This window comes from Bradyrhizobium sp. (genome assembly GCF_049512235.1).
In the GTDB taxonomy this organism is placed as follows: Bacteria; Pseudomonadota; Alphaproteobacteria; order Rhizobiales; family Xanthobacteraceae; genus Bradyrhizobium.
Window position 1 is genome coordinate 1 of the sequence record NZ_JBEKXH010000427.1, and the last position, 5,571, is coordinate 5,571.

General features: G+C 62.7%; 5 protein-coding genes and 1 tRNA gene. 4 read left to right on the top strand and 2 right to left on the bottom strand.

Going from position 1 to position 5,571, the window contains the following annotated elements:
* Positions 1-364 precede the first annotated feature (364 nt).
* The gene (gene chpT, locus ABSG20_RS28340) at positions 365-1,012 is read right to left on the bottom strand and encodes a histidine phosphotransferase ChpT (protein WP_423867775.1); all 648 of its coding nucleotides are present in this window, start codon (positions 1,010-1,012) and stop codon (positions 365-367) included.
* 137 nt (positions 1,013-1,149) lie between these two features.
* On the opposite strand from chpT, the gene cysQ reads away from it, so the two are divergent.
* A complete protein-coding gene (cysQ, locus tag ABSG20_RS28345) occupies positions 1,150-1,980 on the top strand; it encodes a 3'(2'),5'-bisphosphate nucleotidase CysQ (protein ID WP_423867776.1) in 831 nt (276 codons plus the stop codon).
* Positions 1,981-2,039: 59 nt separating this feature from the next.
* Here cysQ and ABSG20_RS28350 read toward each other — a convergent pair whose 3' ends face one another.
* Positions 2,040-2,579: a YHS domain-containing (seleno)protein gene (locus tag ABSG20_RS28350; RefSeq protein ID WP_423867777.1), complete on the bottom strand. Its 540-nt coding sequence runs from the start codon at positions 2,577-2,579 to the stop codon at positions 2,040-2,042.
* A 109-nt stretch (positions 2,580-2,688) separates the two neighbouring features.
* Here ABSG20_RS28350 and ABSG20_RS28355 point away from each other — a divergent pair, with 109 nt between their 5' ends.
* The 3 genes from ABSG20_RS28355 (at position 2,689) to ABSG20_RS28365 (ending at position 5,185) form a co-directional block, all read left to right on the top strand.
* On the top strand, positions 2,689-3,357 hold the full coding sequence (locus ABSG20_RS28355; protein WP_423867778.1) for a DUF1134 domain-containing protein: 669 nt from the start codon (positions 2,689-2,691) through the stop codon (positions 3,355-3,357).
* Positions 3,358-3,558: 201 nt separating this feature from the next.
* Positions 3,559-4,857: a coiled-coil domain-containing protein gene (locus tag ABSG20_RS28360; protein ID WP_423867779.1), complete on the top strand. Its 1,299-nt coding sequence runs from the start codon at positions 3,559-3,561 to the stop codon at positions 4,855-4,857.
* 253 nt (positions 4,858-5,110) lie between these two features.
* A tRNA-Val gene (locus ABSG20_RS28365) sits at positions 5,111-5,185 on the top strand.
* Positions 5,186-5,571 lie beyond the last annotated feature (386 nt).

Sequence of the window (5,571 nt, forward strand, 5' to 3'; positions counted from 1 at the left end):
CGGAAGATGTTATCGAGAATCTTGGCGTTGTTCGGGTCCTGCTCGAATTTCACCAGTTGATTGTCGACGGTATCCAGGCTCTCGCCGGTCTCCGTCAGGAATTCCCGCAACAGATCGTCCATGAGACAGGGCCTTCGAACGCACGGGCGCGCGACTTCGACACGCCTTTCAGAGCTTGGCCAGCTTCTCCGCAAAGCGTTTAATAATGGTTGAGCAATTGGAAAAGGACGCACTCAACAAAGAGATAAGGCAGTCCAACGGAGGCCGCGAGGCCGGGCGTAAATCGAAGGTTAACCATATTTGCTTCCGCGCCGCCTATTCCGAACCAACAGCAAGGCGTTTGGCCGCAACCTGAACAAGGATGTCAGGAAGCGGTTACGACCACCGCATCGCCCTCTGGGGCAAGCACCACTTTCAAACCGCAGGCCTCGGCCAGAAGCCGCGTGTAATAAGGCTGCACCGCATGGGCATCGACGGCAGAGGCATGGCCCGAACTCAGGAGGTCGGCGATACTTTGCGGCATCCTGGCATTGAGCCCGGCAGCTGCGACTCGAAATCCGATCGCTTCGACCTCGCCGATCGGATCGACCGTGAGCATGCCGCCGCGCGGTATCGTCTGCTGCGCGATCACCATCATGTTCAAGAGCAGCTTGACCCGGTTCTTCGGAAGCAGCACACGCGGCAAGTTCCACGTGATCTTGGTCTTGGCGTCCTCGAGGTGACCGCGCGCCATGTTCTGGGCGTCGCCGAGGTCGATCTGCGCGCCCGCCGATCCCGCGGCGCCAAACGCCAAACGACAGAACTGCAGTCGCGCCGACGCGGTCTTGGCGCTCTTGCGGATCAAATCGAGGGCGAATTCGCGATCTTCCGGCTTGGGATTGTCGTCGAGCACTTCAAGCCCATTGACGATGGCACCCACCGGACTGATGAGATCGTGACAGACCCGCGAACACAACAGTGCGGCAAGTTCGAGGGCATCGGGGGCGGGACCGGGAGACGAGGTGCCAGACATAAGATGTTCCTGTAAATCCGCAGATGGCGCTAGCCAGGGCGAATCACGCATGCTCGCCGGTTTGATACACTGCGGATGCGCGGGCTGCCAACACCAGGCGGTAACATGGGGAAGACGGCTACATATGAGATCTGTCAATGAATAAGGCAAATTCGTCGGGAACCGTGCTCGACAGCGATGCGGCGGCCGCGCTGATGGAGCCCCTGACCGCTCTGGTATTGCGGGCCGGGAACGCCATTCTCGCCGTCAATCGTGGCGTGATGGCCATCGACGGCAAGCTTGACGGATCGCCGGTAACGGAGGCGGATCTCGCCGCCGACCGCATCATCCAACAAGGGCTTGCGCAGCTCATTCCAGAGCTGCCGGCTTTATCCGAAGAACGCGTTGATCTGGCGGCGAGGCCGCCCTACGGCGGCAGCTTCTTTCTGGTCGATCCGCTCGACGGCACCAAGGAATTCATCGCCGGCCGCAACGAATTTACGGTCAATCTCGCGCTGGTGACGAACGGGACACCGCTGTTGGGCATTATCTGCGCGCCGGCACTCGGATTGATATGGCGCGGACTGCTGGGGCGCGGCGCCGAGCGGCTAAAGACCGGTGCAAGTTTCCAGGCCGAGCCGATCCATACCCGCGGCCTGCCGAAACCTGACCAGCCGTGGATCGTGGCCGTCAGCCGCTCGCATGGCGATATCAGGACCGACGCCTTCATCGCGGAGCGACCCGGCGCTATCAGGCATCAGCTCGGCTCGGCGCTCAAATTTGGGCTTGTGGCGGAGGGCGGCGCGGATATCTATCCCCGCCTTGCGCCGACCTGCGAATGGGATGTCGCGGCAGGACACGCCGTTGTCACCGCGGCCGGCGGCAGGATTACCGATGCGCAAGGCAATGACTTGCGCTTCGGCCAAGGCAGCAAAGACTTCATCGTGCCGGAATTCGTCGCCTGGGGCGATCCGACCGCAGCCGGATAGGTTGCAACAGTTGGGGGTGACGGCACTCGCCTTACGCATCGAGGGGACTGACAGAGGCGCTATTGTGCCAGATCCTGCTCCAGTTCCGGCCAGCGCGCCTTCGCCTCCCGCAGCACGCGCGGCGCATCGGCGGCAAAGGCATCGCGGTTTGCTTCGCGGCCAAACAGATAAAGCCGCTCTTCCGAGATCAGCCAGAACCGAGGGTTGCCGGCGACGGTAACACCCCGGGCCAGAGCGGTCGGGTCGTAGCCCCCGAACATGGGGCCGTATATATCGGGATGGGCGACAAAAGACGCGCGGTTGCCCTCGTTACGGAAACGCCAGACGGCCCCGGCTTCGGAGGCCTCGAAGTCTTCCCGACCGATCTCGGGGCGGCCATCGACAAAATAACCGACGGGATCGTAACCCTCGATGGCAAGGCCGGTGTAACGGTTCACGACCACCCGTTCGGTGGTCGTGGCTTCCGCCGGGACCGGAAGGCATGCCTGCACGCCGAGGCCCACCCATCCAAGGCTTGACCATAAAGCGATGGAGACTAGCCTGAACCGAAGCGCTATCATGCCACGTCCGCCGTTTCTTTCCTGCCGTTGTGCCGTCATAGTTGACGCCGATAACATCCGAGTCGGGACACTGGACGCAACCTAGAGCGGTGCCCGTTGGCATCAGGTTAAGGCGGCGGCCAGCATTTTTAATACCCAGGGGTTCTTCATGATTTTTGCCTCACGCCTCGCAGCGGCGACGCTTGCCGCGCTGATATGGTGGACCGTGGCCGCCGCCGCGCAGCAGGTGCAGCAGGCGATGCCGGCGCAGCAGGCGCCGCCAGTGCAGCAGGCGCCGCCGGAGCAGCAGGCGACGCCGGCGGAACTGCCGCCGCCGCAACCCCGGCCCGCCGCCTCAACCTACGGTCCCGACGAATTGCTCGGCGCCGGACACCGGTTTTTCGGCAACGTCTCGCGCGGCCTCGCCTCCGTGATCGAGCGGGCGGTCAGCCAATGGGGCCTGCCGAACGGCTATGTGCTCGGGGAGGAAGGCTCAGGCGCCTTCGTCGCCGGACTGCGCTACGGCGAAGGCACGCTCTATACCAAGAATGCCGGCGATTTGCGGGTCTACTGGCAGGGGCCCTCGGTCGGCTTCGACTGGGGCGGCAACGGCGCCCGCACCATGACTTTGGTCTATAATCTCCCCGCGACCAATGCGATCTACCAGCGCTTCGCCGGCATCGAAGGCTCAGCCTATATCATCGGCGGCTTCGGAATGACCGCGCTGACCGCCGACAACATCGTCCTGGTTCCGATTCGCTCCGGTATCGGACTGCGCCTTGGCGCCAACATCGGCTATCTTAAATATACCCCGCGCGCGACCTGGAACCCGTTCTGACCGGCGCTGAGACCGCAACGGCACGGACCCGATCCGGTGCCGGTGTTGCAGTCCGCGCAAGGCAATAAAACGCGAAGCCGGGTTTTGCAGGGTCAACAACATTTGTGGTTAGGAATTCACGTTAACGGGCCATTGGGCTGGCCTTTTCAACTGCCACCATGGCAGTGTGGTTAAGAAATTTTTATTGAGGAGTTTGCGTCCATGATCGAGCCGATCATGTATCTGGCGATCGGTTTTTTGGTCTCGATGCTGTTCGGGCTGATGATCGTGCCGCTGGTGCATAACCGCGCGGTACGGTTGACGACCAAACGCCTCGAGGCGGCGACGCCGTTGTCGATGGCCGAAATCCAGGCCGACAAGGATCAGCTGCGCGCGGAATTTGCGATGTCGGCGCGGCGGCTGGAGATGAGCGTCGATCAGCTCAAGCACAAGACCACGAGCCAGCTCGCCGAGCTCGGCAAGAAGTCCGACGCCATCAACCGCATGAAGCTCGAACTCGGCGAGAAGAACGCGACGATCTTCTCGCTCGAGGCGCGCGAGAAGGCGGTCAAGGAACAGTTGCGCGCCACCGAGGAGGAATTCGCCGCCAGGACCGAAGCGCTGCGCGACGCCGAGCTGTCGCTGAAGGACAAGCAAAGCCAGCTTGCCAAGATCAATGCCGAATTGTCCGACCGCTCGATGACGGCGGACAGCCGCCAGGTCGAACTGGTGGCGGTGCGCCTCCACATTGAAGAACTCAGGAACCGGGTCGGCGACGCCGAGAAGGAATTTGCCGCGACGCAAACGCGTCTGGCGCAGGAGCGCGCCGAATCCGAGAAGGCGACGGGCGAGCTCGCGGAGGCGCGCAGCCGGGTTGAGAACCTGAGCCAGCGCGTCACCGATCTCGATCGCCAGCTGATCGTTCAGGTCAAGGAAGCCGAAATGCTCGGCAACCGCGTCTCCGATCTGGAAGGGCGCCTCGCACAACAGGGCAAGCTGCTCGCCGAGCGCGATTTTGAGAACAACCAGCTGCGCCAGCAGAGCGAAGCCGCCGAGCGCACCATCAGGGAATTGCGCAGCGAAATCGCGGCCCTCAACGAAAGCGGCAGATCACCCATTGTCGAAAGACTGCGGACCGAAAAGGCTGTCGTCGAGGAACAACTTCACACCGCCCGCGACGAGCGCGCCAAACTGCAGCGCGACATCAACGCGATCCAGCAGCAGGCCGAGAGTTCCTGGGCGACCGAGCGCATGGAAAACGCGCTGCTGCGCGAACGTATCAACGACATCGCCGCCGAGGTGGCAAAGCTCGCCATGCAGCTCGAAGGGCCGAATTCACCGATCGAGGCCCTGCTGGCGGCCGAACCGGTGCCGCCGGCCAAGCTGGCGCGGCCGCCGAATGCCGCTGCCGCCAATGACACGGCCCCCAGCAGCGTTCCGGAAGGCGGCGGCACCTTGGCCGATCGCATCCGGGCGCTGCAGTCCCACGCCTCCCGCGCCCGCCAGCAGCAGCCCGGCTGATCCCAGGACGCGAAAACCGAAAGCTGTTCCCGCCGGTTGACCCGGGACCACCCGTGACCTCTACCGGCTTGATCCGGAAACGAAAATCGGGTTTTTCGAGCAGGATCAGGCCCGGACAAGCAGGCCGCCTGGCAGCCGCTGGCGCGGACCGCTTGACATGGATAGGCCGCCCTTCGTAAATCGCCGGCTCTGATGACGTGCATCGTTCGGCCGATCGCCGGCCTGTTTGCCTTTGATCGTGCACGAAAATCCCGGGCGCATAGCTCAGCGGGAGAGCGTTCCCTTCACACGGGAGAGGTCCAAGGTTCGATCCCTTGTGCGCCCACCACGCTGCCGAAATTGGTACGCCGGGCCGCATGTCTGAATTGCAACAATTGCAGATAGCGAGAGAACTTCGGCACCCACATGGATCAACGGACCAAAGCAACGCTGTGGATCGCCTTCCTGGTATTGGCATCTTATTTCGTCTGGTTCTTCCTCAGCTGCGCGATGGATGACACCTGCCATCTGATCTGCCGTGCTAACGGTGGTCGTGGCGGCTGCTATACGCAGCGGACACCTGATCTGAAATCGCCTTAGCGCCACGAAGGCAAGATGGCGGATTACGCTGACGCTAATCCGCCCACAGCGTCGCGCTCCTTTCAGCGCCTCCGGAAAAAGGTAGGTTTAGCCGCGTCGAGGGGTTAGGATCGAGCGCGGGCCGCTCACCTTTCC